At 36.4% G+C, this 305-nt stretch carries 1 protein-coding gene; it reads right to left on the reverse strand.

Features of this window, described 5'->3' with window-relative positions:
- Positions 1-181 (reverse strand): ogr/Delta-like zinc finger family protein (locus PROVRUST_RS18725; protein WP_039856076.1); only part of this gene is annotated, 181 nt, incomplete at its 3' end.
- Positions 182-305: the final 124 nt, after the last annotated feature.

Below are 305 nucleotides of genomic sequence, written 5' to 3' on the forward strand. Positions count from 1 at the left end.
GGGGGTTTACAGCTTCTACAAGTTTAGGTTTAACTACAAATCTTGATACTGATTCATGGCTCACAAACGTTGCACCACAATTAATATTCTGGCACTGGTTATAACGTTCTTTGGTTTCTTTTGAGACTTGCTGAGAACTACGAGTATGAGCTGCGTAACCACAAAGAGGACAATTCATCATGATAATATACCTTTCGTCATGATGTTAATATTGCATACAGTATAACATGTGATTTTATACAGTGTTAATTTTCTTCTCCTGCCATATCTAGATCTGAAACTTTTACCTCAAGCTCTAATGCGCT

Source organism: Providencia rustigianii DSM 4541, from assembly GCF_000156395.1.
Taxonomy (GTDB): Bacteria; Pseudomonadota; Gammaproteobacteria; order Enterobacterales; family Enterobacteriaceae; genus Providencia; species Providencia rustigianii.